Origin of the sequence: Streptomyces sp. P13-3-3 (genome assembly GCF_050571355.1) — a bacterium.
GTDB classification, from domain to species: Bacteria; Actinomycetota; Actinomycetes; order Streptomycetales; family Streptomycetaceae; genus Streptomyces; species Streptomyces althioticus.
In genome coordinates, this window is record NZ_CP192228.1 from 1779980 (window position 1) to 1803720 (window position 23741).

At 73.5% G+C, this 23741-nt stretch carries 23 protein-coding genes and 1 riboswitch; of the genes, 11 read left to right on the forward strand and 12 right to left on the reverse strand.

Annotated elements, in window-relative coordinates:
* Nucleotides 1–76: 76 nt before the first annotated feature.
* Entirely contained in the window at nt 77–1072 is a 996-nt protein-coding gene (locus ACQZOG_RS08035; protein ID WP_033272970.1) for a 2-hydroxyacid dehydrogenase, read from the forward strand.
* Here the strand turns inward: ACQZOG_RS08035 and ACQZOG_RS08040 are convergent.
* Both ACQZOG_RS08040 and ACQZOG_RS08045 read right to left on the reverse strand, forming a co-directional pair.
* Complete coding sequence (locus ACQZOG_RS08040; protein ID WP_430741408.1) at nt 1024–2904, reverse strand: anthranilate synthase family protein; 1881 nt, start codon at nt 2902–2904, stop codon at nt 1024–1026. The two genes, ACQZOG_RS08035 and ACQZOG_RS08040, sit on opposite strands and share 49 nt — an antisense overlap.
* A gap of 106 nt (nt 2905–3010) precedes the next feature.
* Nucleotides 3011–3067 (reverse strand): trp operon leader peptide, encoded by a 57-nt coding sequence (locus tag ACQZOG_RS08045; protein WP_078493144.1) that lies wholly within the window; start codon nt 3065–3067, stop codon nt 3011–3013.
* A 96-nt stretch (nt 3068–3163) separates the two neighbouring features.
* Here ACQZOG_RS08045 and ACQZOG_RS08050 point away from each other — a divergent pair, with 96 nt between their 5' ends.
* Nucleotides 3164–4516 carry a class II 3-deoxy-7-phosphoheptulonate synthase gene (locus tag ACQZOG_RS08050; protein WP_033272972.1) on the forward strand — a complete coding sequence of 451 codons (1353 nt, stop codon included), beginning with the start codon at nt 3164–3166 and terminating at the stop codon, nt 4514–4516.
* A gap of 163 nt (nt 4517–4679) precedes the next feature.
* Nucleotides 4680–4919 (forward strand): (2Fe-2S)-binding protein, encoded by a 240-nt coding sequence (locus ACQZOG_RS08055; RefSeq protein WP_037643743.1) that lies wholly within the window; start codon nt 4680–4682, stop codon nt 4917–4919.
* A 17-nt stretch (nt 4920–4936) separates the two neighbouring features.
* On the opposite strand, the gene bfr is transcribed toward ACQZOG_RS08055, so the two are convergent.
* Nucleotides 4937–5455 (reverse strand): bacterioferritin, encoded by a 519-nt coding sequence (gene bfr, locus ACQZOG_RS08060; protein WP_019521978.1) that lies wholly within the window; start codon nt 5453–5455, stop codon nt 4937–4939.
* A gap of 186 nt (nt 5456–5641) precedes the next feature.
* Here bfr and ACQZOG_RS08065 point away from each other — a divergent pair, with 186 nt between their 5' ends.
* Complete coding sequence (locus ACQZOG_RS08065; protein WP_430741409.1) at nt 5642–6289, forward strand: sulfite oxidase-like oxidoreductase; 648 nt, start codon at nt 5642–5644, stop codon at nt 6287–6289.
* 16 nt (nt 6290–6305) lie between these two features.
* On the opposite strand, the gene ACQZOG_RS08070 is transcribed toward ACQZOG_RS08065, so the two are convergent.
* From ACQZOG_RS08070 to thiO, 5 genes are all read right to left on the reverse strand, one after another.
* Nucleotides 6306–7184 carry a deoxyribonuclease IV gene (locus ACQZOG_RS08070; protein WP_359671150.1) on the reverse strand — a complete coding sequence of 293 codons (879 nt, stop codon included), beginning with the start codon at nt 7182–7184 and terminating at the stop codon, nt 6306–6308.
* Nucleotides 7185–7232: 48 nt separating this feature from the next.
* The gene (pknB, locus tag ACQZOG_RS08075) at nt 7233–9155 is read right to left on the reverse strand and encodes a Stk1 family PASTA domain-containing Ser/Thr kinase (protein ID WP_193454759.1); all 1923 of its coding nucleotides are present in this window, start codon (nt 9153–9155) and stop codon (nt 7233–7235) included.
* Nucleotides 9156–9276: 121 nt separating this feature from the next.
* Nucleotides 9277–10071 carry a thiazole synthase gene (locus tag ACQZOG_RS08080; RefSeq protein ID WP_033272977.1) on the reverse strand — a complete coding sequence of 265 codons (795 nt, stop codon included), beginning with the start codon at nt 10069–10071 and terminating at the stop codon, nt 9277–9279.
* A 2-nt stretch (nt 10072–10073) separates the two neighbouring features.
* Nucleotides 10074–10295, reverse strand: a complete 222-nt coding sequence (gene thiS / locus ACQZOG_RS08085) for a sulfur carrier protein ThiS (RefSeq protein ID WP_037639112.1) — start codon at nt 10293–10295, stop codon at nt 10074–10076.
* On the reverse strand, nt 10292–11458 hold the full coding sequence (gene thiO / locus ACQZOG_RS08090; protein WP_033272979.1) for a glycine oxidase ThiO: 1167 nt from the start codon (nt 11456–11458) through the stop codon (nt 10292–10294). The genes thiS and thiO overlap by 4 nt, the downstream gene beginning before the upstream one ends.
* Nucleotides 11456–11567, reverse strand: a riboswitch (TPP riboswitch). (Overlaps the previous gene by 3 nt.)
* A gap of 95 nt (nt 11568–11662) precedes the next feature.
* Between thiO and ACQZOG_RS08095 the strand changes: the two genes are divergently transcribed.
* The 5 genes from ACQZOG_RS08095 to ACQZOG_RS08115 all read left to right on the forward strand — a co-directional run bounded on the left by ACQZOG_RS08095 (nt 11663) and on the right by ACQZOG_RS08115 (nt 16318).
* Nucleotides 11663–12892: an NAD(P)/FAD-dependent oxidoreductase gene (locus ACQZOG_RS08095; RefSeq protein ID WP_261674893.1), complete on the forward strand. Its 1230-nt coding sequence runs from the start codon at nt 11663–11665 to the stop codon at nt 12890–12892.
* Nucleotides 12893–12959: 67 nt separating this feature from the next.
* A complete protein-coding gene (locus ACQZOG_RS08100; protein WP_033272981.1) occupies nt 12960–13325 on the forward strand; it encodes an Rv2175c family DNA-binding protein in 366 nt (121 codons plus the stop codon).
* A 291-nt stretch (nt 13326–13616) separates the two neighbouring features.
* Nucleotides 13617–14276, forward strand: coding sequence for a thiamine phosphate synthase (gene thiE / locus ACQZOG_RS08105; protein WP_058915956.1), 660 nt, complete (start codon nt 13617–13619; stop codon nt 14274–14276).
* Between the two features lie 126 nt (nt 14277–14402).
* Nucleotides 14403–15326, forward strand: coding sequence for a methylenetetrahydrofolate reductase [NAD(P)H] (metF, locus tag ACQZOG_RS08110; RefSeq protein ID WP_051747602.1), 924 nt, complete (start codon nt 14403–14405; stop codon nt 15324–15326).
* 56 nt (nt 15327–15382) lie between these two features.
* Nucleotides 15383–16318 (forward strand): hypothetical protein, encoded by a 936-nt coding sequence (locus ACQZOG_RS08115; RefSeq protein WP_193454755.1) that lies wholly within the window; start codon nt 15383–15385, stop codon nt 16316–16318.
* A 60-nt stretch (nt 16319–16378) separates the two neighbouring features.
* Here ACQZOG_RS08115 and ACQZOG_RS08120 read toward each other — a convergent pair whose 3' ends face one another.
* From ACQZOG_RS08120 to ACQZOG_RS08135, 4 genes are all read right to left on the reverse strand, one after another.
* The gene (locus ACQZOG_RS08120) at nt 16379–17863 is read right to left on the reverse strand and encodes a phytoene desaturase family protein (protein ID WP_430741410.1); all 1485 of its coding nucleotides are present in this window, start codon (nt 17861–17863) and stop codon (nt 16379–16381) included.
* A 427-nt stretch (nt 17864–18290) separates the two neighbouring features.
* Nucleotides 18291–18923, reverse strand: coding sequence for a TetR/AcrR family transcriptional regulator (locus ACQZOG_RS08125; protein WP_033272986.1), 633 nt, complete (start codon nt 18921–18923; stop codon nt 18291–18293).
* A gap of 35 nt (nt 18924–18958) precedes the next feature.
* Nucleotides 18959–21043: a YhgE/Pip family protein gene (locus tag ACQZOG_RS08130; RefSeq protein ID WP_430741411.1), complete on the reverse strand. Its 2085-nt coding sequence runs from the start codon at nt 21041–21043 to the stop codon at nt 18959–18961.
* Nucleotides 21015–21905 carry an ATP-binding cassette domain-containing protein gene (locus tag ACQZOG_RS08135; RefSeq protein WP_261674891.1) on the reverse strand — a complete coding sequence of 297 codons (891 nt, stop codon included), beginning with the start codon at nt 21903–21905 and terminating at the stop codon, nt 21015–21017. The genes ACQZOG_RS08130 and ACQZOG_RS08135 overlap by 29 nt, the downstream gene beginning before the upstream one ends.
* A gap of 178 nt (nt 21906–22083) precedes the next feature.
* Here ACQZOG_RS08135 and ACQZOG_RS08140 point away from each other — a divergent pair, with 178 nt between their 5' ends.
* Complete coding sequence (locus ACQZOG_RS08140) at nt 22084–22650, forward strand: SAV_6107 family HEPN domain-containing protein (protein WP_033272989.1); 567 nt, start codon at nt 22084–22086, stop codon at nt 22648–22650.
* A gap of 113 nt (nt 22651–22763) precedes the next feature.
* Complete coding sequence (locus ACQZOG_RS08145) at nt 22764–23534, forward strand: methyltransferase (protein WP_033272990.1); 771 nt, start codon at nt 22764–22766, stop codon at nt 23532–23534.
* Nucleotides 23535–23741: the final 207 nt, after the last annotated feature.

Genomic DNA, 23741 nt, shown 5'->3' on the forward strand with positions numbered 1-23741 from the left:
GGCCCACGTCGAGTTCGCCCACGGCCCCGTAAGCTCACCGCAGGGAAGCACACCGGACAAACCCCCGGAGGGGCCCGTGGAGATCCTCGCCTTCGGCGTACAGGCGGACGAGAAGCCCCTCATCGAGCGGGCCTTCGCCGACCACCACCCCACCCGCACCCTCGACGTCTTCCTCAACACCGACACCGCCCCCATCGCCGCCGGCCACGAGATCATCTCCACCAGCGTCAACTGCGACCTCGGCGCCGACGTCCTGTCGGACCTCGCCGCCGGCGGCACCCGGATGGTCGCCCAGCGTTCCACCGGCTTCAACAACGTCGACCTGGACGTCGCCGAACGCCTCGGCATCACCGTCGCCCGCGTCTCCTCCTACTCCCCGTACTCGGTCGCCGAGTTCGCCTGGACGCTCGCCATGGCGGTCAACCGCCGCATCGTCCGCGCCTCCACCCGCACCCGCGACTTCGACTTCCGCCTCGACGGGCTGATGGGCCGCGACCTCCACGGCCGCACCGCCGGTGTGCTCGGCACCGGGAAGATCGGCGAGGCGTTCGCCCGGATCGCGCACGGCTTCGGCATGCGGCTGCTCGGCTGGGACGTCGCCGAGAACCCGGCCTGCCGCGAGCTCGGCATGACCTACGTCCCGAAGGAGCAGCTGCTCGCCGAGTCCGACCTGGTCAGCCTGCACGTCCCGCTGCTGCCCAGCACCCGGCACCTCATCGACGCGACCGCCCTGAAGTCCATGCGGGACGACGCGATCCTGGTGAACTCCAGCCGGGGCGGCCTCGTCGACACCGCCGCCCTCGTCGACGAACTGCGCGCCGGCCGCTTCACCGGCGTCGGCCTGGACGTGTACGAGGCGGAGGCGGGCCTGTTCTTCCTCGACAAGTCCCTGGAGGCCGTCGACGACGACACCCTGGCCCGCCTCGTCACCTTCCCCAACGTCCTGGTCACGTCCCACCAGGCGTACTACACCGTGGACGCCGTCACCCAGATCGTCGCGACGACGGTCGACAACGTCCTCGACTACACCGCCGGCCGCCGCTCCGAGAACGTGCTGGTGCCGCGCAGCTGACCCATCAGCTCCCGCACCACGGCCGTGCCGTCGAGGCTGAGCACCGACTCGGGGTGGAACTGGACGCCCGCGAAACCGGGGCCCCGCACCGCGTGCACCTCGCCGTTCGCCGCGCGGCTCACCTCGACGCCGTGCGCCGCCAGCTCCCGCGCGGCCTCGTCGTCGCAGTGCGCCACGAAGCTGTTGTAGAAGCCGACCGTCTCCGGCCGTCCGAACAGCTCGATCTCCGTCTGCGCCCCCTGGTACGGCACCTCCTTGCGGACGATGTCCAGGCCCAGCTCGGCCGCGATCAGCTCGTGCCCGAGGCAGACGCCGAGCACACCGTGCCGGTTTCCGGCGATCACCTCGGCGGTCAGCCCGCGCAGGAACCGCATCTTCGGATCGGCCGTGTCCGAGGGGTCGCCGGGACCCGGGCCCAGCACCAGCGGGCCTTCGTGCGCCAGCGCCGCCTCCCGCAGTCCGGGCTCGTCGTAGCGGCGCACGGTGACGTCGAGTCCGGCCGCCCGCAGCACATGGGCGAGCATCGCGGTGAAGGTGTCCTCCGCGTCCACGACCAGCGCGTGCCCGGTGAGCGCGTCGGACCGCTCCTGCATCCGCAGCCAGAACGGCGCGAGCGAGGCGCGGCGCCCGTCCAGCGCGGCCCGCACCCGCGGGTCCTCCGCGAGCCCCGGCCGCACCGCCTCCGCGCGCGGCCGTCCGGGGCGCACGCCCAGCGCGGCCAGCACGCCCGCGGCCTTGGCGTGGGTCTCCGCGACCTCGCCCGCCGGGTCCGAGCCGCGTACCAGGGTCGCCCCGACCGGCACCCGCAGCCGTCCGGCGGCGTCGATGTCGGCGGTGCGGATCAGGATGGGGGAGTCCAGCGTCTGGGCGCCGCCCTCGTCGCGGCCGATCAGGGCCAGCGCGCCCGCGTAGTAGCCGCGCCCGCCGGCCTCGTGCCGTTCGATCACCCGGCAGGCGTTCTGCACCGGCGAGCCGGTGACGGTCGCCGCGAACATCGTCTCCCGCAGCACCTCGCGCACGTCCAGCGAGGAGCGGCCGCGCAGCTCGTACTCGGTGTGCGCGAGGTGCGCCATCTCCTTCAGCCGGGGACCGATCACCACGCCGCCCATGTCGCCGACCGTGCACATCATCTTGAGCTCCTCGTCGACGACCATCGACAGCTCCTCGATCTCCTTGCCGTCGGCGAGGAAGCGGAGCAGGTGCTCGGGGGTGGGGCCCGCGTCGGGGTAGCGGTACGTGCCGCTGATGGGGTTCATCACGACGGTCCCGCCGGACGCGCGCACGTGCACCTCGGGGCTCGCGCCGACCAGCGTCCGGTCGCCGGTGTGGACGACGAACGTCCAGTACGCGCCCCGCTCGCCCTCCAGCAGCCGCCGGAACAGCGCCAGCGCGTCGGCCCGCCCGAACCCGGGGATCCCGCCCTCGTACGTTCTGCGGATCACGAAGTTGGCGCCCTCGCCCCGGCCGATCTCCTCGTCGAGGACCCGGCCGACGATCCGCGCGTACTCCTCGTCGCCGACGTCGAAGCCGTCGCCCTCGACCCGCACGTCGTGCGCCGGGAGCGCCGCCAGGGCCTCGGCGAGCGGGATCTCGTGGCGCTCCTCGGGGGTCAGCACCAGCAGCGGGGTGCCGTCGTCGCGGACGTCGAAGCCGCGCTCGCTGATCTGCCGGAACGGCACCAGCGCGAGGCCCTCGTCGGGCAGGTCGGCCAGACGGTCGTGGGAGGTGACCGGGCCGATCAGCAGCTCCACCGTGTCGTGGTCGTGGCCGGGGGTGCGGCGGCGCAGCAGGGCGAAGGGGCGGTCGTCGTGCGGGAGCCGTGCCAGGTCCATGGGGCGTTCCTCGTTTCGTCGCTGTCGTGAGCGGTGAGGAACGGCCCCGGAAAACACGGAAGGCCGCCCCTCGGGCGGCCTTCGCGAAGTCGGTGCGTACGCGCAGTCAGTGGGCCGCCGGATGAGCGGTCCACCACCAGGTGCGGGTCGAGTGCGCGAACATGGCCCCGACCTTAGCGCATCGCGCACCGGTGCGGACCGTGTCTCATTTGGTGGGCGTCGGGATGGACGACCGTTCCGACCCCGTAATGTGGGTTGCGTGACCGTGAACGCTAAGACCAGCGCGAGCGCTGGCAACACCTGGCGAGACCTGCCCGCGGCGCAGCAGCCCGAGTACCCCGACCCCGAGGCTCTGCGCGCAGTGATCGCGGACCTCGAGTCGTATCCGCCGCTCGTCTTCGCGGGCGAGTGCGACCAGCTGCGCGCCCGGATGGCGTCCGTCGCCAAGGGAGAGGCGTTCCTCCTCCAGGGCGGCGACTGCGCCGAGGCCTTCGACGCCGTGTCCGCCGACCACATCCGCAACAAGCTCAAGACGCTGCTCCAGATGGGCGCCGTCCTCACCTACGCGGCCTCCGTGCCCGTGGTGAAGGTCGGGCGGATCGCCGGGCAGTACTCCAAGCCGCGCTCCAAGCCGACCGAGACCCGTGACGGCGTGACGCTGCCGACGTACCGGGGCGACTCGGTCAACGGCTTCGAGTTCACCGAAGAGGCCCGGATCCCGGACCCCGAGCGGCTGAAGCGGATGTACCACGCGTCGGCGTCCACGCTGAACCTGGTGCGCGCCTTCACCACCGGCGGTTACGCCGACCTGCGCCAGGTCCACGCCTGGAACCAGGACTTCGTGAAGTCGTCGCCGTCCGGTCAGCGCTACGAGCAGCTGGCGCGGGAGATCGACCAGGCGCTGAACTTCATGCAGGCGTGCGGCGCCGAGCCGGAGGAGTTCAAGACCGTCGAGTTCTTCTCGTCGCACGAGGCGCTGCTGCTCGACTACGAGTCGGCGCTCACCCGCGTGGACTCCCGCACGGGCCAGCTGTACGACGTCTCCGGGCACATGGTGTGGATCGGCGAGCGCACCCGGCAGCTGGACCACGCGCACGTGGAGTTCGCCTCGCGGATCCGCAACCCGATCGGCATCAAGCTCGGCCCGACCACGACGGCCGAGGAGGCGCTGCAGTACATCGACCGCCTCGACCCGGACCGGGAGCCCGGCCGGCTGACGTTCATCGTGCGGATGGGCGCGGACAAGATCCGCGACAAGCTCCCCGAGCTGGTGGAGAAGGTGACCGCGTCCGGCGCGACCGTGGCGTGGGTGACGGACCCGATGCACGGCAACACCTTCGAGGCCGCCTCCGGGCACAAGACCCGCCGCTTCGACGACGTGCTCGACGAGGTGAAGGGCTTCTTCGAGGTCCACAAGGAGCTGGGCACCCACCCGGGCGGCATCCATGTGGAGCTCACGGGTGACGACGTCACCGAGTGCGTGGGCGGCGGCGACGAGATCTTCGTCGACGATCTGCACCAGCGCTACGAGACGGCGTGCGACCCGCGGCTGAACCGCAGCCAGTCGCTCGACCTGGCGTTCCTGGTCGCGGAGATGTACCGGGACCAGTGACCGGCCGGGCCGGCTGACAGCAGTCGGGGGTGGGGCGTGTCTCACACGGGATCACGCCCCACCCCCCTTTTCCGCCCTCGAAGGGCGCAGGTAAGGTTAGGTTTGCCTCACCGACGGAGGGTCGGTACGGCACGACCCCAGTCCTCGTCGGGAGGTGACCCGCGTGTTCGTCTGCAGCTGCTTCGGCGTGACCGAGGAACAGGTGAAGAGCCACGCGGAAGCCGGTGCCTGTACCCCCCGGCAGATCGCCTCCGCCTGCAAGGCGGGCACGGACTGCGGCGGCTGCGTCCGGCGCATCCAGGCGCTGCTCGGCCGCGGCGCCTGCCCCCGGCGGCAGCTCATCGACGAGGGCGGGCAGCCGCTCGTGGCAGAGGTCGCGACGGAGGTCCCGGAAGCCGCCTAGGCGGTTCCCCGACGCCGTCAGGGCGTCTTGAACCCGTGCGTCCCGGGGCCCGAGGGGTCCGGCTGGGTCTGCTCGATCACCGTCGACAGGTACAGCGCCTCGCCCAGTTTGTCGATCAGCTCCAGCTGGGTGTCCAGGTAGTCGATGTGGTGCTCCTCGTCGGCCAGGATGGCCTCGAAGATGTTGGCCGAGGTGATGTCGTTCTTGTTGCGCATGACCTCGACGCCGCGGCGGAGCCGGTCGATCGCCTCGAGCTCGATCTCGCGGTCGGCCTGGAACATCTCGGTGACGGTCTGCCCGACGCGGACGTGGAACAGCCGCTGGTAGTTCGGCAGGCCGTCCAGCAGGAGGATCCGGTCGGTGAGCAGCTCGGCGTGACGCATCTCGTCGAAGGACTCGTCGCGGGTGTACTTGGCGAGCTTGTACCAGCCCTTGTGGTCCTGGAGCTTGGAGTGCAGGAAGTACTGGTTGATCGCCGTCAGCTCGGCGGTCAGCTGCTCGTTGAGGAACTCGATGACCTCGGGATCGCCCTGCATGGCGCGGGCTCCTTCCGCGTGGGGGGAAATGTGCGGGTCGGGGCGCATGATTGCACCGGTATGAAAGATCGTCCAGTAAGTCTCGACTTAGTAAGTAATCCCATACTTGGCCCGTTCTGGCCATGAATGACCGAATGTGCGCGGCCCGGTTCAGGAGCATGGCCCCCGGTCTGTCAGGATGGAGACATGGGTCAGCCGGCGGAACGCGAATCGGGGGAGCGCGCGACACGAGGAGCGGCGGATCTCCAGCTCCCGCCGGGACAGCGGCTCCAGAAGGGCTGGCCGGTCACCCACTACGGGCCCGTCCCCAGGTTCCGCCCGGAGCGCTGGGAGTTCCGGGTCTTCGGCGCCACCGCCGACGGCGAGAAGCACTGCTGGACCCACGAGGAGTTCACGGCGCTGCCGTACACCACCGTCGAGGCCGACCTGCACTGCGTGACCAAGTTCAGCATGGTCGGCGCCGAGTGGGGCGGGATCCCGGCGCGCACGGTCGTGGAGATCGCCCCGCCCGCACCGGACGTCACCCATGTGATGGTGTGGGCCGAGTACGGATTCAGCTCCAACCTGCGGCTCGAGGACTTCACGTCCGACCGCACCCTCTTCGCCACCCACAAGGACGGTGAGCTGCTCACCGCCGAGCACGGCTTCCCGCTGCGCCTGATCGTGCCGCACCTGTACGCGTGGAAGGGCCCGAAATGGGTCCGCGGGGTGGAGTACATGACCGCCGACCGCCGTGGCTTCTGGGAGGAGCGCGGCTACCACAACGTCGGCGACCCCTGGCGGGAGCAGCGCTACTCCTACCAGGAGGAGCCCGGGGACGGCCCCGAGCTCTGACCCACCCCGCCGGCTCTCAGCCGTCGCGGAGCTTCTTCAGCCGCTCCACGTCCGCCGCGTGCCCCTCCTTGCCGCCGGGCGTCTCGATCACCAGCGGTACGCCCGCGGTCTCCGGGTGCGTCATGAGGTCCCGGAACGGGTCCTCGCCGACGTGTCCCGCGCCGATGTTGGCGTGCCGGTCCTTGTGCGCGCCGACGACGTCCTTGGAGTCGTTGGCGTGGATCAGCCTCAGCCGTCCCGTGCCGACGGTCGCGGCCAGCTCGTCCAGGGTGCGGTGCGCGCCGCCGGGCGCGGCCAGGTCGTGGCCGGCCGCGAAGACATGGCAGGTGTCCAGGCAGACGCCCAGCTTCGGATGGGCGTCCAACCGCTCGAAGTACGGGCCCAGGTCCTCGACCAGGGAGCACAGCGAGGCGCCCTGTCCGGCGGTCGGCTCCAGCAACAGGTACGGGTCGTCGTCGCGGGTCAGCTCGTCCAGCAGCGGCAGCATGTGCTCCCGTACCTGCGCCAGTGCCACCGCGCGCTCGCGTCCGCCCGTCGCGCTGCCGGTGTGCACCACCACGCCCAGCGCGCCGATCTCCCGGCCGCGGCGCAGCGAGTGCCGCAGGGACTCCACCGACCGCTCCACGGTCGCCGGGGTGTGGGACCCGAAGTTGATCAGGTACGGGGCGTGCACGTACGCCGGGACCGACGCCTCGGCGCAGGCCGCGCGGAACGCCTCGTCCTGGAGCGGGTTGCCGGCGGGGGTGGCCCAGCCGCGCGGGTTGGCGACGAAGACCTGCACGGTCTCGGCCCCCAGGTCACGGGCGTAGGGCAGGCCGACGGAATGCAGGCCCCCGGCCACGGGCACGTGACTGCCGATCGGGTTGCGGGCGGGGCCGGACGGGTGACTCTTCACCCGTCAAGGGTGTCACGGCCGCGCGCGTCACCCGGACGGCCCCCTCCGTCACCTGATCTTGAGGGTGATCGTCGAGCCCTTGGGCGCGGTCTCGCCGCCGTCCACCGACTGGTCCTTGACGGTGTCGCCGAACAGGCCCAGCAGGCCGCGGTCCTCCTTCACCCCGAACCCGGCGCCCTCCAGCTTCTCCCGGGCCTCGTCCACGCTGTCGCCGACGACGTCCGGCACCTCGACCATCTCCGGGCCCTTGGACAGGGTGAGGGTGACCGTGTCGCCCTCGGCGGCCTCACCGCCGGCGCCCGGGGTCTGCCGGGCCACCTGGCCCGCGTCGTGCTCCGAGTGGACCCGCCCGTCGGCGATCTCCACCTTGAGCCCGGCCTCCTCCAGCTCGGCGCGCGCGTCCTCCGGGTCGTCGCCGGTGACGTCGGGCACGTCCACGGGGCTGCCCTTGCTCACCGTCAGCTTCACCGCGGTGTCCGCGCGGACCTTGGTGCCCTTGCCCGGCTCGGTGGAGATCACCGCGTCCCTGGGCACGGAGTCGCTGAACTCCCGGGTCACCATGCCCGGCTTCAGACCCTCGTCCTCCAGCAGGGACCGGGCCTTGTCCAGGCGGTAGCCGTCCAGGTCGGGCACCCGCACGGTCTGCGGGCCCTTGGACACGGCCAGGGACACCGAGGCGCTGCCGCGGACGCGGGCGCCCGCCGCCGGGTCGGTGCTGATCACCTTGCCGCGCTCGACGGTGTCGCTGTACTCCTCCGTGACCTCGCCGACGTCCAGTCCGGCCTCGGCGAGCCGGTCGCGGGCCTCCTGCTCGGTCTTCGACAGCACCGGCGGGACCTTGGTGAACTGCCCGGAGTTGATGTACCAGATGCCGGCGCCCAGGCCGAGCACCAGCAGCACGGCCACGACGATCGCCGCCGGTCCGCGGTGCAGCGCCGTGCGGCGCCGGGGCGGCAGCGGGGGAGGGGAACGGAAGCGGCTGGTGCGGTCGACCGCGCCGTCGTCGTCCTCGTTCACGGGAAGGGGACGCGGCACGGTGAGGGAGCGCGGGATGACGCTGGTGCGGTCGCCGGCGTTGTCGTGCTCCGCGGACAGCGCCTGCGGGGGCATCGCGTCGAGCTGCTCGTCGGTGAGCCGGCCGCGCGACTCGCGGGTCAGGGCGAACAGCGCCACCGCGTCGGCCGGGCGGACCTCGGCGTCGCGCGCGGTCGCCGCCCCGACCAGCGCGTCCAGCGCCGGCGCCAGACCGGGCACCACCGCGGAGGGCGGCGGCACGTCGTCGTGCAGATGCTTGTAGAGGACGATCGCGGGGGAGTCGCCGTCGTGCGGCTTCTCGCCGGTCAGCATCTCGTAGAGCAGGATGCCGCAGGCGTACACGTCGACGCGGGGGTCGGCGGTGCCGTGCTCTATCTGTTCCGGGGCCAGGTAGGAGACGGTGCCCAGCACCGTGCCCGTGCTGTTGGTGACCGTGTCCACCGAGCGGACCAGGCCGAAGTCGGCGACCTTGACCCGGCCGTCGTCCCCGATCAGCACGTTCTCCGGCTTCATGTCGCGGTGCACGAACCCCGCGCGGTGGGCGGCGCCCAGCGCGGCCAGCACCGGCTCCAGGATGTCCAGCGCGGCCCGCGCCTGCAGCGCCCCGCGCTCCCGCAGCACGTCTCGCAGCGTGCAGCCCGGGATGTACTCCATCGCCAGGTAGACGTACCCCGCGTCGGTGCCCTGGTCGAAGACCTGGACGACGTTCGGATGGGCCAGCCGGGCGACGGACTTGGCCTCGCGGATGAAGCGCTCCACGAAACCGGCGTCGGTGGCCAGCGAGGGGTGCATCACCTTGAGCGCGAGGATCCGGTCGAGGCGGGTGTCCAGGGCCCGGTAGACCGTGGCCATCCCGCCGACGGCGATCCGCGCCTCGACGCGGTAACGGCCGTCGAGCACCTGCCCGACCAGCGGGTCCTGAAGGGTCGTGTCCACGCAGCGAGTCTACGAGTCCGTGAGGACAGCCCCGGCCCGTTCAACCGCCGTTGGAGCGGACCTGTGACCTGTGTTACCCGACCGCGTCCGAATCGAGGCCGACGCCGGGCTGCCGGGCGCCTCAGAACGCGGGCCGTTCCGGGTCCAGCTCCGCCCGGCCCTCGGCCGGCGAGGACGCCCGCGCGAAGTGGCGCCGGGGGATGCGCCCGGCCCGCCGTGCGAGCCGGCCCGCCTCCACCGCGTTCCGCATCGCGGACGCCATCAGCACCGGCTCCTGCGCGCGCGTCACCGCGGACGCCAGCATCACGCCCGCGCACCCCAGCTCCATGGCCAGCGCCGCGTCCGACGCCGTGCCGGCCCCCGCGTCGAGGATCACCGGCACGCCCGCGCGCTCCACGATCAGCTCGAAGTTGTGCGGGTTGCGGATGCCGAGGCCGGAGCCGATCGGCGAGCCCAGCGGCATCACCGCCGCGCACCCCACGTCCTCCAGCTTCCGCGCCAGCACCGGGTCGTCGTTGGTGTACGGCAGCACCGTGAACCCGTCGTCGACCAGCGTCTCCGCCGCGTCCAGCAGCTCCACCGGGTCCGGCAGCAGGGTGCGCTCGTCCGCCACGACCTCCAGCTTCACCAGATCCGTGCCCAGCGCCTCCCGGGCCAGCCGCGCGGTGAGCACGGCCTCCCCGGCGGTGAAGCAGCCGGCCGTGTTCGGCAGCACCTCCACGCCCAGCTTCCGCAGCACCGACAGCACCGACCCCTGCACCGAGGGGTCCACCCGCCGCATCGCGACGGTCGTCAGCTCCGTGCCGGACGCCACCAGCGCCCGCTCCAGCACGTCGAGGCTCGGCGCCCCGCCGGTGCCCATGATCAGCCGGGACGTGTAGGTCCGCCCGCCGAGGACGAGGGGATCGTCGGCCATGGTCAGCCTCCTTGGACGGCGGTGAGGACCTCCACCCGGTCCCCTTCGGACAGGGGGGTGGCGGGCCACTGCGCGCGCGGGACGACGGTTTCGTTGAGGGCGGCCGCCACTCCGGAGGGCGCCGCGGTGAGCGACCTGACGACGAGGTCGAGGGCCGTGCCGGGCGGGACCTGACGGCTCTCGCCGTTGACGGTGACGGTGACCGTGGTGACCGGGGCGTTCATACGGACTGCTCCGCGAGGACGGGGGCGCCGAAGCGCCGGGGGGTGAACGGAAGGGCCTCGTCGGGCAGCTCGCCGGTGGTCAGCACCCGCGCCATGGCGTCGCCGGTGACGGGCGTCAGCAGCACGCCGTTGCGGTGGTGCCCGGTGGCCAGCAGCAGCCCGTCGAGGCGGGTCGGGCCGAGCAGGGGCGCGTTGTCGGGGGAGCCGGGGCGCAGTCCCGCGAGCGTCTCGGTGAGCGGCAGCTCGGTGAGGCCGGGCACCAGGTCGTGGGCGTCGCGCAGCAGCTCGTAGACGCCGCCCGCGGTGACCGTGGTGTCCCAGCCCATCTCCTCGCTGGTCGCGCCGATCACCAGCTCGCCGCTCTCGCGCGGCACCAGGTAGACGTGGCTGCCGCGCACCACCGCCCGCACCGTGCGGCTCAGGAACGGCTCGGGACGGTCCGGCATGGTCAGCCGCAGCACCTGCCCCTTCACCGGACGCACCGGAGGCAGCACCTCCGCGGGCACGCCCACCAGCCGCCCGCTCCAGCTGCCGCCCGCCAGCACCACCTGGCCCGCGCCCAGCTCGCCGCCGTCCGCCGTGACCACGCCGGTCGCGCGGTCGCCGGTGACGACGAGCCGCTCGGCCCAGGCGCGGTGCAGGATGACGCCGGCCCGCTCGCAGGCGGTGAGCAGCGCGGACGCCAGCCGACGCGGGTCGATCTGGTGGTCGCCGTCCACCCGCAGCCCGCCCCGCACACCCGGCGCCAGCATCGGCTCCAGGCGCCGGCACTCCCGCCCGGTCAGCCACTGCGAGTCCAGTCCGGAACGCTCGTGCAGGGCGTGCAGCTCCCGCAGGTGGGCGCGGTCGTCGGCGTCCAGCGCCACGGCGAGGGTGCCGCAGCGGCGGTAGCCGAGGTCCTGGCCGGTGAGGTCGGACAGCTCGGCCGCGAAGTCGGGGTAGCGGCGGGCCGAGGCCAGGTTGAGGCCGAGCAGCGTCTGCTCGCCGTGGTGCAGCTCGGTGACGGCGGCCAGCATCCCGGCCGCCACCCGGGCGGCGCCCCCGCCCGGATCGGGGTCCACGACCGTCGTGGCGAGACCGGCCTGCGCGGCCCGCCAGGCCGTCACCAGACCGATGATCCCGCCCCCGACGACGAGGACGTCTGCGGTACGCGTGGGCGACATGGGCGTCCAGCCCCTCCCTTCGCCGGCATGACCCGGATCAGGTTCGTACGGTCGGAGGCCGCCAGCCTCCCTCTCAGCCCGGTGCGCCCGGGCTCCCGCGAGTGCGTGTACGCGGGCCACCCTAGCCCGCGCCGCGCCGCAGCCGTAAGGGACCCCGCGCGGCCGCGGTCCGGCGCGGCGGGCACGGGTGTCTATGGTGAGCGGGTGAGCGAGCAGACGCAGGAACCGGGAGGGGCCGCGCCGCGCCGGGTCGTGGTGGCGGGCGCGGGCATGGCGGGCGTGCAGACCGCTGCGGCGCTGCGGGAGCGGGGCTTCACCGGCGAGGTGACGCTGATCGGCGCGGAACCCCACCAGCCGTACGACCGGCCGCCGTTGTCCAAGGCGGTGCTGCTGGGCACCGCCGAGAGCTCCGCCTTCGAGGTGGACTTCGAGGAGCTCGGGATCGAGCTGCGGCTGGGCTGCGAGGTGACCGGCCTGCGCCCCGGCGACCACGAGCTGGACACCGAGGCCGGGCCCGTCCCGTACGACGTGCTGGTCATCGCCACCGGGGCCGAACCGCTGCGGCTGCCCGGCGCGGAGGGCGTGCCCGGCGTGCACCTGCTGCGCACCCTGGACGACGCCGAACGGCTGCGGCCGGTGCTCGCCGGCCGGCACGACATCGTGGTCGTCGGCGCGGGCTGGATCGGCGCGGAGTTCGCCACGGCCGCCCGGGAGGCGGGCTGCGCGGTCACCGTCGTGGAGGCCGAGGAACGGCCGCTGGCGGGCGTGCTGCCCGCGGAGGTGGCCGCGCCGATGACCGCCTGGTACGCGCAGGCCGGCGTCGGCTTGCGCACCCACGCGCGCGTGGCGCGCGTCGAGCCCGGCGCCGTGCTCCTCGACGACGGCACCCGGCTGCCCGCCGGCGCGGTCGTCGTCGGCATCGGCGCCCGCCCCGCCACCGCCTGGCTGGCCGGGTCCGGGATCGCCCTCGGCACGCACGGCGAAGTCCTCGCCGACGCGCACCTGGCGGCCTCCCTGCCCGACGTGTACGCCGTCGGCGACTGCGCGTCCTTCCCGTCGGCCCGCTACGGCGAGCGGCTCCTCGTCCACCACTGGGACAACGCCCTCCAGGGGCCGCGCACCGTCGCCGCGAACATCGTCGGCGGGGGCCGCGAGGTGTACGACCCGGTGCCGTACTTCTGGTCCGAGCAGTTCGGGCGGTTCGTGCAGTACGCCGGGCACCACGCGGACGCCGACCGCACGGTGTGGCGCGGCGACCCGGCCGACCCGGCGTGGAGCGTGTGCTGGCTGCGCGGGGACCGGCTGGTCGCGCTGCTCGCGGTGGGACGGCCCCGCGACCTGGCGCAGGGGCGGCGGCTGATCGGGTCGGGCGCCGCGGTGGACCCGGAGCGGGTGGCGGACCCGGCGCGGCCGCTGAAGTCGGCGACGGTCTGACCGACTCGCCCACGCGCCGGGACGGGGCTGACTTCCGACTGTCGGTGGCAGGTGGCAGGCTTGTCCCGTGACCGAGATTGACGCAAAGATCGATGCTCTCGTCCCCGCCTGGCTCACCCTCCCCGACATCGCCGAGAAGTTCGGCGTCGAGGTGACGCGCGTCCGGCAGCTGGTCAAGGAGGGCCAGCTCATCGCCGTGCGCCGCGGTGAGAACCGTGCGCTGCACGTCCCCGCCGCCTTCATCGACGGGGACAAGGTCGTCAAGGGCCTGACCGGGACCCTGACGCTCCTGCGGGACGACGGCTTCACGGTCGAAGAGATGCTGGAGTGGCTCTTCACCCCCGACCCCAGCCTGCCGGGCACCCCCGCGCAGGCCCTCGCGGAGAACCGCGGCACGGAGGTGAAGCGCAGGGCCCAGGCCCTGGCAGTCTGACGCACGTTCCCCGTGACGCCCCAAGGGGCGCGGGGAACTGCGCGCCCAGCCCTCACGTACCCGCAGGGCAGAATCGCGCGACGCCGGGCCCGTATGGTCCGACCGACGTTCCGGTGACCGCCTGAGGGGCGCGGGGAACTGCGCGCCAAGCCCCCACGCACCCGCAGGCACCCCCCGACCGGGAGCGGCGCGAGCCGCCGCTCCCGGATCCCACGTGCCGCCAGGCACGACATAGGGTTCCGCCGACGAGCCCGCCTGCCCGCAGCGCGACCCGAACCCCGGGGGGAACCCATGACCCACACCCCACGCACCCACCTCACCGACGCCCGCGTCTACCTCTGCACCGACGCCCGCAAGCGTCAGGGCGACCTCCCCGACTTCCTGGACGCCGTCCTCGCCCACGGCGTGGACATCGTGCAGCTCCGCGACAAGGGCATGGAGGCCGCCGAAGAGCTCGAGCACCTCGAGGTCTTCGCCGACGCCTGCGCCCGGCACGGCAAGCTGCTCGCGGTCAACGACCGCGCCGACGTCGCGCACGCGGCCCGCGCCGACGTCCTCCACCTGGGCCAGGGCGACCTGCCCGTCCCCGCCGCCCGGGCGATCCTCGGCGACGACACACTCGTCGGCCGGTCCACCCATGCCGAGGACGAGGCCGCCGCGGCCGCCGTCCAGCCCGGCGTGGACTACTTCTGCACCGGCCCCTGCTGGCCCACCCCCACCAAGCCCGGCCGCCCCGCGCCCGGCCTGGACCTCGTCCGGTACACCGCGGGGCTCGGCACCGACCGCCCGTGGTTCGCGATCGGCGGCATCGATCTCGCCAACCTCGACCAGGTGCTGGACGCCGGCGCCCGCAGGGTGGTCGTGGTCCGCGCCCTCACCGAGGCGGACGACCCGGGCGCCGCCGCCGCCGAGCTGTCCAGGCGCGTCCGGGAGGCGGCGGACGCCGGCTGACGAGCGACCGGCCCGCCGGGACCAGCGCGTCTCAAGTTTGTCCACACTGTGGACGCCAAGTCGGCAAATCAGACAAATATCCCGCTTCTGGTTGGGGGTCCGCCCACCCGTGGCTACCCTGCCCGTATGGCCCTCGGAACCGCATCCACCAGGACGGACCGCGCACGCACCGTGCGCGACATGCTCGCCAGCGGGAAGGCGACGTACTCGTTCGAGTTCTGGGCCCCCAAGACGGAGAAGGGCGAGCGGAACCTCTGGAACGCGCTCCGCAGGATCGAGGCCGTCGCGCCCAGCTTCGTCTCCGTGACCTACGGCGCGGGCGGCTCCACCCGGGCCGGCACGGTCAAGGCGACCGAGCAGATCGCCGCCGACACCACCCTCACCCCGGTCGCCCACCTCACGGCGGTGGAGCACTCCGTCGCCGAGCTGCGCAACATCATCGGCCAGTACGCCGACGCCGGGATCCGCAACATGCTGGCCGTGCGCGGCGACCCGCCCGGCGACCCGATGGGCGACTGGGTCCCGCACCCCCAGGGCCTCACCTACGCGGCCGAACTGGTGCGGCTCATCAAGGAGTCGGGAGACTTCTGCGTGGGCGTCGCCGCCTTCCCCGAGATGCACCCGCGGTCCGCGGACTGGGACACCGACGTCGCCCACTTCGTGGACAAGTGCCGGGCCGGCGCCGACTACGCGATCACCCAGATGTTCTTCCAGCCGGAGTCGTACCTGCGGCTGCGTGACCGAGTCGACGCGGCGGGCTGCGAGACGCCCGTGATTCCCGAGGTCATGCCTGTGACCAGCGTGAAGATGCTGGAACGGTTGCCAAAGCTCAGTAATGCGGTGTTCCCCGACGCCCTCAAAGAGCGGATCCTCACAGCGAAGGACGATCCGGCGGCGGTACGCTCCATCGGTATCGACTTCGCCACGGAGTTCTGCGCACGGCTGCTGGCCGAAGGAGTGCCCGGTCTGCACTTCATCACGCTCAACAACTCCACGGCGACGCTGGAAATCTACGAGAACCTGGGTCTGCACCACCCGCCGCAGGCCTAGACCGGTCGCACGCGCATACGACACACTGCGTAACGACCACTGGGAGAGGGGCGTACATGGGCTGGACGGTCCTCTACATCGCGTTCGGCATCGTCGCGCTGTGGTTGCTGGGTGAGGTGCTCCTGCAGTACAAGGCGCGCCTGCGCTGGCGGCTGCTCGCCTTCGTCGGGTTCCTCGGCGTCGTGTTCGGCGTGCTGATCCCGTCCGTGGTGGTGATCGGACTGGGCGCCGCGGCCTTCGCCGTCGGGCAGACCTACGTCACGCTGTCGTTCCGCCGCGGCTTCCAGGCCGGCTGGGCGGTCAACGCGCCGATGCTGTCCGCCGTGAAGGGGCGCCGCGACGAGCCGACACTGGAGGTCACCGACCTCGAGGCGTCCGGCGACCGCGCCGACGCGTTCGACACCGGCCCCGTGACGGCCGGTTACGGCGCCGACGACGAATACGACCGCGACGACGTCTTCACGCCCGCCGCCGACCGTCAGACGGCCGCGGAGTCCACCGCCGTCTACGAGCCGCAGCCGATGCCCGACGACACCGGGTCCTACGGCGTCTACGGCGACCAGGGGTACGCGGGCCAGGGTCAGGACCAGTACGCGGGCCAGGACCAGTACGCCGCGACCGCGCAGACCGCCGACCCCAACTACGCCTACGACTACTCGGGTTACGGGCAGCAGCAGGGCTACGACACCGGCCAGCAGTACGCCGCGTACTCCGACCCGTACATCGGCAACACCACCTACGGCGGCGGCACGTACGACACGGGCTACACGGACCAGCAGTACGCCCAGCAGGGCTACGCGGCCCAGGACCCGTACGCCACGGGCGGTTACGGCGGCGAGACCCCGGCCGGCGGCCTGTGGGTGCCGCAGCAGCGCAGCGCCGACGACCCGTACGGCGGCGAACTCCCGCCCGAGCAGCAGTACCCGTACCAGGACGGCGGCCAGCAGCAGGGCGCCCAGGGCAACGGGTACGACGAGCAGTACCGCTACTGAGCGGACGGGCGGCCACGGGCGGCCGAGGACGCCCTCAACCGCCCGTGACGCGGCCCGAGTTCACTGGGAGCCGCGGAAGTCCGGCCCCTCCACGACCAGTCCGGCGACCAGCGCCCCCGACATCCCCGCGTGCGGCAGCCCGCCGCCGGGGTGCGACCAGCCGCCGACGGTGAAAAGCCCCGGCAGCCGCGTGGTGTTGGACGCGTGCAGGAACCGGCCGTCCGCCGCGGCGAGCGCCGGCGCCGGCACAGCGCCGCCCTCCGCGCCCGTCTCCCGCTCGACGTCCTCGGGCGTGCGCACCTCGTGCCACAGCAGCCGGTCCCGCAGGTCCGGCACCGCCCGCGCGGCGGCCGTGATCATCCGCTCCGCGAACTCCTCGGCACCGTCCGCCCCGGGGGGCGCCACCGCCGTCACGGTCACCGCCTCGTGCCCGGCGTCCGGCACCAGCGCCGGATCGTCCGGCCGCAGCACGGTCACGGTCGGTTCGGAGGGCAGCCCGCCGCCGGACAGCGCGTCCAGCTCCGCCGCACGGTCCCGGGTGTGCACCACCGTCCGGTGCGGGGTGCTCTCCGGGCGGGCACCGCGCAGCGCCAGCAGCACCGTCGTCCGGCTCGCCCCGTCCCGCCGGGCGGGCACCTCGCCCTCACCGCGCAGCCGCGTGCCGCACATCCGCTCCAGCGGCCCGGGACCGACCCCCGCGACCACCAGGTCCGCCTCCACCGCCGTGCCGTCGGCGAGTTCCACGCCCGCCGCCCGGCCGTCCTTCTCCCGCACCGCGGTGACCTCCGCGCCGAACCGGAACTCCACCCGGCGGGCCAGACACCGCTCGTACATCGCCCGCGCCAGCTCCCGCAGCCCGCCCCGCACGTACCAGGTGCCGAAGGCGTGCTCCATGTACGGCAGCACCGCCGCGCTCGCCGGCGTCGTCCGCGGGTCCAGGCCGAACGCCAGGGCGTGGCTCTCCAGCAGCGCCCGCAGCCGCGGGTCGCGCAGCTCCCACTCGCCGACCTCGGCCAGCGTGGCCGCCTGGCGCACGCGCAGCAGCCGCCGGTGCGGGACCGCCGGGTAGGGCTCGCGCCCGGCCAGCACCCGCCAGTTGGGCCACAGCGGCTCCTCCAGCAGCGGGCGGCGCGCCCGGTCCCAGGCCTCGCGGGCCCGCACCAGGAAGTCGCCCCAGCGCCGCGCCGCGTCCGCGCCCAGCGCCTCCTCCACCGCGGAGACCACGCCCGCGCGGGAGGCGTTCGGCAGGGAGACCTCGGTGCCGTCCGCGAAGACGTGGTGCGACGACGGGTCGGCCTGCACCAGCTCGACGCACTCCTCCAGCGGCTCCCGGCCCGTCTTCACGAACAGGTCCCGGTAGACGGCCGGCAGCGGCAGCAGCCCGGGGCCCGTGTCGAAGGCGAACCCGTCCCGCTCCCGGCGGCGCAGCGCGCCGCCGTACGTCTCCGTCCGCTCGTACACCGCCACCCGGTGGCCCGCGACGGCCAGCCGGGCGGCGGCCGCCAGCGCGCCCGCACCGGCGCCGATCACCGCAATCCGTGCCATGTCAGGGACTTTATCCGCCGCCGGTCAGGGGCCCGGCCCCGAGTGTCCGCGCCCCCGCAGCGTGACCGCGCGGACGCGCGCCGTGGTGGGCCCGCGTGCGCAGGCGTGAGTACAGGTACCTAGCCGGCGAGATGAGTACGGCGGCGGATGGGCCGCGGCCGGTGGGAACGGGAGAGTGGAGACCACGGAGAGAGGGCCCGGGCCCACGGAACCGGCGACACGGGGTGCCGGAACGGGGACCGGCCCGCGATCCGCTCCTTCCGCCGGCGCCGTCGGCGGGAGCGAGGCACGGGGGAACCCGGGGGAACGACCGCGACGGGGGTTCCACGGGGGGACGTGGGGAACAGGGAGGCGCCGGCCCGGCCGGTGGCCCGCGGGGGACGCGGCCACCGACGGACCGGCGCCTTCGCGTGTCCGGCGCCGGTGACTACTGGCCGCGGCCGCTGACCCGGCCCTGGAGCAGCCGCGACAGCGCCGCGTGCACGTCGTCCAGGGACCGCTCGGGCTGGAACGACTTCCAGTCGAGCGCCGCCACCAGCACCATGCCCACCAGCGCCGCCGCCGTCAGCGGGACGTCGATCTCCTCGCTGAACTCCCCGGCCGCCACGCCCTCGCGCAGCACCCCCTCGACCACCGCCACGGCCTGCTGCCGCACCACCATCAGCGTGGACTGCCAGGCCCGGTTGGTGCGCCACAGCTCCGCCACGTACAGCTGGGTGAAGGCCGGGTAGCGGTCGATGAAGACCAGTCCCGCCCGGATCATGGCGTCCAGGGCGTCGACCTTGCTCCCGCCCTCCTGTTCCGTCCCCTCGGCCGCCTCCCGCAGCGAGGCGGTCAGCAGGCCGACCCCGTGCCGCAGCAGCTCCTCGAAGAGGACCGACTTGCTCGCGAAGTTGTAGTAGACGGTGCCCTTCGCGACGCCCGCCCGCTCGGCGATCTCGTCCACGGTGGTGGCGGAGAACCCCTGTTCGGCGATGAGCGTGACGGCCGCCTCGTAGAGCTTCTGCCGGGTGGCCTCGCGGCGGGCGCTGCCGCCCGGCGTGGTGCTGCTGCGTTCCATGGCCCTGATTCTCACAGGAGCTCCGGCCGGCCGGTTCACAGGCTCAGCTCCGGATGCAGCCGGGAGAGCGTCCACACCTGCCTGCGGCGGGCCGACAGCGCGGTCAGCGCGAGCGCGCCGGCGGTGAAGGCCGCCAGCACCGCGCAGGCCGTCCACACGGGCCCGAGACCGCCGCCCGAGATCAGCCGCCGCAGCGCCTCCACGACATGGGTCATCGGCAGGAACGGGTGCAGCGCGTTGAAGAAGCCCGGACTGGTCTGCACGGGGTACGTGCCGCCCGCCGAGGTGAGCTGGAGCATCAGCAGCGCCAGCACCAGGATCCGGCCGGCCGCGCCGAAGCGGGCGTTCAGCCACTGCACGAGCGCCGCGAAGCAGGCCGTCACCAGGAACAGGAAGCCCACCGTCCCGGCCGCCCGCGCCATCCGCAGCCCCAGCCCCCAGTGCAGCACCGACATCAGCGCCACCGTCTGCAGCACCCCGATCGCCACCACCGGCAGCCAGCCCGCCAGCGCGATCCGCCAGGCGGAGGCGCCCGCCGCGAGCGCCCGCCGATTCATCGGCGCGATCAGCATGTACGCCACCATCGCGCCCACCCACAGCGACAGCGGGATGAAGTACGGGGCGAAGCCGGTGCCGTAGTTGGGCGCCTTGTGCAGGTCGTGGCTGACCAGCCGCACCGGGTCGGCCATCACCTCGGTGCGCTCGTCGCGCTCGGCCTTGTCGTAGTCGGGGATCTGCTCGGCGCCCTCGTGGAGACCGCCCGCCAGCTCCTCGGAGCCGTCGACCAGCTTGAAGAGCCCGCCGCTCAGATCGTCCGCGCCCGTCTTCAGCTTCCTGACGCCCTTGTCCAGGTCGAGGGCGCCGGTCTCGGCGGTGGCGAGCCCCTTGTTGAGCTTCTTCGCCCCCGCGGCGACCTTGCCGGCGCCGGTGTTCAGTTTGTTGATCTTGCTGACGGCGTCGTCGAGGTCCTCGGAGAGATGCGGGGCGCGGGCGGCGAGCGCGCGCGCCTGCTTCTCCAGGGTGGCGAGATGACCGTCGAGCTTCTTCAGGTCCGCGCGGTGCCCGGTGACCAGGTCGCCGACGTCGTCCGCGACGGAGGAGGCGGTCGCCACCGCCTCCTTGGCCTTCTTCAGCTCCGGGCAGGCCGGGTCCGGCTCGTCCGTGTCCTCGCAGCGCTCGCGGTGGAGCGCCTCCATGGTGCCCAGCGCTTCACGGGCGTCCTTCGCGGCGGCGGGCGCCTTCTCCGTCAGCGCCTCCAGGTCGTCGCGCAGCTGACCCGCCGTGTCGGCGACGAAGCGTGCCGTCTCCCCGATGGCCTTCTCGTTCTTCTTCAGGAACGGGCCCGCCTCCGCGTCCAGCGCGTTCACCTTCTCGGCGAGCCGACGTGTGCCGTCGGCGACCTTCCCCGCCCCGTCCTCCAGGGTGCCCGCGCCCTTGTGCAGGTCCTTCAGGCCCTTGGACAGTTTGCCGCTGCCCGCGCGGGCGTCCTTCAGCCCGTCGACGAGGTCCTTGGAGCCCTTCTCGGCCTTTCCGATGCCCCCGTTCAGCTTGTCCGCGCCCCGGGCCGCCTTCACCGTCTCGCCGTGCAGGTCGGAGAAGGAGACGAAGATCTGGTCCAGGAAGGACCGGGAGGTCTTGGTGGACGCGGCCCGCCGCACCTCACCGAAGACCGTGCGGGAGATCTGCCCGACGATGTAGTTGTTGGCGTCGTTGGTGCGCACCTGGAGGGCGCCGGCCTCGGGGGAGTCGCCCGAACTGGAGGCGACACGGCGGCTGAAGTCGGCCGGAACGGTGAGCGACAGGTAGTACGTGCCGTCCTCGACCCCGCGCCGGGCCTCCTCCTCGCTCACCTCCCGCCAGTCGAAGGCGGAGCTGTCGTGCAGTCCCTCGGCGATGTCGTCGCCGGCCGTGACCCGCCTGCCGTTCGCCGTGGCTCCCTCGTCCTCGTTCACCAGGGCCACGGGGATCCGGTCGAGACGGCTGTACGGGTCCCAGAAGGACCACAGGTAGAGGGCGCCGTAGAGCAGGGGCAGCACCAGCAGGGCGACGAGCGCCGCCCGCGGGAGGGTGCCGCGGCCGAAACGCCGCAGCTCAAGAGCGGCCAGTCGCGGCGATCGCATCGTCGGCCTCCTTCTCGTGGGGGGTGGCCGGGTCGGTGGGCCCGGTCTCCGGTGCCGCGTCGGTCTCCTCGGGGGTGGCGTTCGTGGTGGCGGGGGAGTCGTCGGGATCCTCGCCTGTGGGGGCGGCGGGGGAGCCGGTCCCCGCGTCTGCGGACCGGTCCGCGCCCGTGCGGACGACCACCGCGTCGGACGGCGGCTCGCTGCACACGGCGAGCACGGTGACCCCCGTGCGGGTGACGGACCGCAGCAGTTCCCACACCTCCTCCCGCTCGGCGGCCGACAGCTTCAGGTCGGTGTCGTCGATCCCGACCAGCCGGGGACGCCCCAGCAACGCCAGCGCCAGCGACAGCCGCAGCGCCTCCACCCGCTCCAGGTCCCGCACCGCGGTGCGCTCGCGCTTGGGCAGGGCGGCCAGGTCGAGCCCGGCGGTGGCCAGCGCCTCGTCGATGTGCCGGCGCCGCTCCCGCAGCCGTTCCGCGCGCGGGCGCAGCAGCTGCCGGGGCCGGGGGAGCGCGTCCCCGAAGCGGCGCCGCAGCAGCTCCTGCTCGCGCAGATGCTCGGCGACGGTGAGGGACGGGTCGAGGTCGGTCACCCCGGTCACGTGCGCCAGGGCGCTGCGGCGGCGTACGGCGGCCATGTACCGGGGCAGTTCCATACCGCCCACGGCGGCCCGCCCCTCCGTCGGCCTCATGCGTCCGGTGAGCGAGAGCAGCAGGCAGGTGCGGCCGGTGCCGGACGGCCCGGCCACCGCGATCAGCGCGCCGGGCCGGGCGTCGGCCGACACGTCGCGGAAGGCCCACCCCCGCGGCCCCTTCAGGCCGAGGCCGTCGACCGCGACGGCGAGTCCGCTCGGATCGTCCACGAATCCCCCTGGAACATGTGGCTTCTTTTGAACTGACTGGTCAGTGCAAAAGTTAGCTCGAACGGGCGACCGAGGCAACGTCGCAGGTCAGAACGGATTGTCAGTGCCATACCGCACGATGTGCACATACGGCACTCGCCTCATGGCGTGCCGTCACGAAGACGACAGGAGGTTCGTCATGGCCCACTCGTCCGCAGCAGCCGCACGCCGGCGCCGCGCAGCCGGCCCTGCCCCCTCACTGAACAACGGCCCGGCCGGCGACATCCACCCCGTCCTGCGCCGCGCCGCGGCCCCGCCCGCCGCCCTCGACCTGCTCGCCCAGGCCCGCGCCGGACTCGACGAGGCCGCCGTCCTCGACACCCCCAACGAGCGCTACGCGACGGCCCACCTGGCCGCCCTGCGCACCGCCGCCGCCGTGCTCGCCGCCCGGGGCAGGCCCGAGACCTCGCCCCGGGCACGGGCCAAGATACGAAGCGCGTGGGAGGTCCTCCCGGAGATCGCGCCCGAACTCGCCGAGTGGAGCGCCCTCTTCGCCTCCGGCGCCGGGCGCCGGGCCCGTGCCGAGGCGGGCATCCAGGGCGCGGCGACCGGGCGGGACGCCGACGACCTGATCCGGGACGTGGCGATGTTCCTGCGCCTGGTCGAGCGGATGCTGGTGCTCCAGCCGGTGCTGCCCCAGCCTCGCCCCGACCAGGACGGCGGCGCGGACACCGCCCCGCGCGGCGACCTGCCCGACGCGGGCTGACCCGGGGGCGACCGGGTGACGGCGGGCCGCCGCGCAGGCCATAGGGTGGACAGCGCCTGAAACCCGATCGCCCCGCCCCACCCCAGGCGGTGCCCCGCCGAGGAGTCACCACCGTGTCGGACCCGATGCGCCCCCGCGCCGCTCTCCGTACCGCCGTTGTCTGGGACGTCCTCCAGGACGCCCTGGAACGCAGGGTCAAGGCCACCGGACGGCAGGCCCTGGACGTCCTCGACACCGGCGGCGGCAGCGGCAACTTCGCCGTGCCCCTGGCCCGGCTCGGGCACCGCGTGACCGTCGTCGACCCCAGCCCCAACGCCCTGTTCGCCCTCGAGCGCCGTGCCGCCGAGGAGGGCGTCGCCGACCGGGTGCACGGCGTGCAGGGCGACGCCCGCGGCCTCTTCGACGTCGCCGAGCGCGGCGGCTACGACGTCGTGCTGTGCCACGGCGTCCTGGAGTACGTCGACGACCCGGCGGAAGGCGTGCGCAACACGGTGGCCGCCCTGCGCCCCGGGGGCGTCCTCAGCCTGCTCGCCGCCGGCCTGGGCGGCGCGGTCCTCGCCCGCGCCCTCGCCGGCCACTTCACGGAGGCCCGGCAGGCCCTCGACGACCCGAACGGCCGATGGGGCGAGGGCGATCCCGTACCGCGCCGCTTCACCGCCGAGCAGCTCACGGGGCTGGTGCGCGGCGCGGGGCTGGAGGTCGGCGCGGTGCACGGCGTCCGCGTGTTCTCCGACCTCGTCCCCGGGGTGCTGGTGGACACCGAGCCCGGGGCGCAGGAGGCGCTGCTGAAGCTGGAGGCCGCCGCGGCCGAGCTCGCCGCGTTCCACTCCGTGGCCACGCAGCTCCATGTGCTCGGTGAGGCGGGAGAGGCCGACGGGGCGTGAGCGGTCGTCCGTTACACGGCGCTGATCAGCGGCGCGTCCGGCGGCCCCGGGGCGCATGGACTGTGCCACAGGCCCCCCGAATGGCGGCTCGGAGCCGTATGATCGAGGGAGACCGCCCGGCATGACGGGTCGGCCGCCGGGGAATGACAGCCTCAGCGGGCCGGCGCGTGATGGCGGACACCGGTTGGCAATTGGCGCAGAGGGGCG

Bases quoted from the DNA above. Each gene is read 5' to 3' on its own strand.
- ACQZOG_RS08140 (WP_033272989.1), top strand. From the start codon at position 22,084: ATGGCCCACTCGTCCGCAGCAGCCGCACGCCGGCGCCGCGCAGCCGGC.
- ACQZOG_RS08080 (WP_033272977.1), bottom strand. From the start codon at position 10,071: ATGGCCGACGATCCCCTCGTCCTCGGCGGGCGGACCTACACGTCCCGG.
- bfr (WP_019521978.1), bottom strand. From the start codon at position 5,455: ATGCAGGGCGATCCCGAGGTCATCGAGTTCCTCAACGAGCAGCTGACC.
- thiO (WP_033272979.1), bottom strand. From the start codon at position 11,458: ATGTCGCCCACGCGTACCGCAGACGTCCTCGTCGTCGGGGGCGGGATC.
- ACQZOG_RS08125 (WP_033272986.1), bottom strand. From the start codon at position 18,923: ATGGAACGCAGCAGCACCACGCCGGGCGGCAGCGCCCGCCGCGAGGCC.
- ACQZOG_RS08115 (WP_193454755.1), top strand. From the start codon at position 15,383: ATGGGCTGGACGGTCCTCTACATCGCGTTCGGCATCGTCGCGCTGTGG.
- ACQZOG_RS08130 (WP_430741411.1), bottom strand. From the start codon at position 21,043: ATGCGATCGCCGCGACTGGCCGCTCTTGAGCTGCGGCGTTTCGGCCGC.
- thiE (WP_058915956.1), top strand. From the start codon at position 13,617: ATGACCCACACCCCACGCACCCACCTCACCGACGCCCGCGTCTACCTC.
- thiS (WP_037639112.1), bottom strand. From the start codon at position 10,295: ATGAACGCCCCGGTCACCACGGTCACCGTCACCGTCAACGGCGAGAGC.
- ACQZOG_RS08120 (WP_430741410.1), bottom strand. From the start codon at position 17,863: ATGGCACGGATTGCGGTGATCGGCGCCGGTGCGGGCGCGCTGGCGGCC.
- ACQZOG_RS08065 (WP_430741409.1), top strand. From the start codon at position 5,642: ATGGGTCAGCCGGCGGAACGCGAATCGGGGGAGCGCGCGACACGAGGA.
- metF (WP_051747602.1), top strand. From the start codon at position 14,403: ATGGCCCTCGGAACCGCATCCACCAGGACGGACCGCGCACGCACCGTG.
- ACQZOG_RS08040 (WP_430741408.1), bottom strand. From the start codon at position 2,904: ATGGACCTGGCACGGCTCCCGCACGACGACCGCCCCTTCGCCCTGCTG.